The organism is Spirillospora sp. NPDC046719 (genome assembly GCF_040645715.1).
Classification (GTDB): domain Bacteria; phylum Actinomycetota; class Actinomycetes; order Streptosporangiales; family Streptosporangiaceae; genus Spirillospora.
The window spans coordinates 1-1,005 of record NZ_JBEYYT010000963.1 but is presented as its reverse complement, the minus strand read 5'-3'; the positions used below and the strand labels follow the sequence as shown (position 1 = coordinate 1,005).

1 protein-coding gene is annotated in these 1,005 nt (G+C 67.9%); it reads left to right on the top strand.

Annotated elements, in window-relative coordinates:
- Positions 1-408: 408 nt before the first annotated feature.
- A partial coding sequence (locus ABZ914_RS51885; protein WP_500201890.1) for an alpha/beta fold hydrolase occupies positions 409-1,005 on the top strand: 597 nt, incomplete at its 3' end.

Sequence of the window (1,005 nt, the reverse complement as noted above, 5' to 3'; positions counted from 1 at the left end):
GGTGGACGAAGTCCATCGCGAAGCGACGCCGAAGGCGCCCTTGACTTTGGAGGGGCGGCCCCGTACGCAAGCGCCACCCCACCACCCGAACACCCATTCTCGGGTAAACGCGTCTACCCATGTCCCATGCGCGTAAATCTCGAACGCTGCCCCCAGGGAAGTCGTTTCAACACCTCCAAGAAGGCCACCTGAACGTCCAGATCAAGTACACGTCGAAGGCCCTGCAGTTCGATGCCAGTAGATCATCCTGACTAGATTGAACATTTCGGTATGGCGCACGGCGAGGCAAAGCATGCAAAGCCAGACCAGGCGAAGCGACGCACACACAGCGCCCACACAGCCCCACCGGATCTCGACCCGCTCGCGAGGCCGCGATGAGTCGGGGGCGTGGCGGCGGTCTGACTCTCCATGGAGTCCTTCATCAAGGTCAACGGTGCGGCCCTGTGCGTGGAGACGTTCGGGGACCCGGCCGAGGCGCCCCTTCTGCTCATCGGCAACACGATGCTCACCTGGCCGGACGAGCTGTGCGAGCGCTTGGCGGCGGTCCGGCGGTTCGTCGTCCGCTACGACCTGCGCGGCACCGGACGATCGACACCCACCGCCCAGCCCACCACCACACCATCCACCGACCAGCCCGCCGCCAACCCAGCTGACGGCTTCCAACCAGACGGTTCCCAGCCAGAAGCCGCGCAGGCCGAGGGAGGCTCGGCGGGTTCGTCAAGCCTCGATTACACGTTGCGCGATCTGGTCGCGGACGCGGCCGGGGTGCTGGACGCGCACGGGCTCGCGGCGGCGCATGTCGTCGGCTTCGGGACCGGCGGCTGGATCGCCCAGCTCCTCGCCCTCGACCACCCGGACCGCGTCGCCGGCCTCACGCTGATCGCGACCCGGCCGACCGCGCCGGGGCCGAACGATCCGGATCTGCCCGAGCACGCGCCCGAGCTCATGGCGCATTTCATGAACCCGCCCGCGGTCGACTGGAGCGACCGCGGGCAGGTCGTCGAG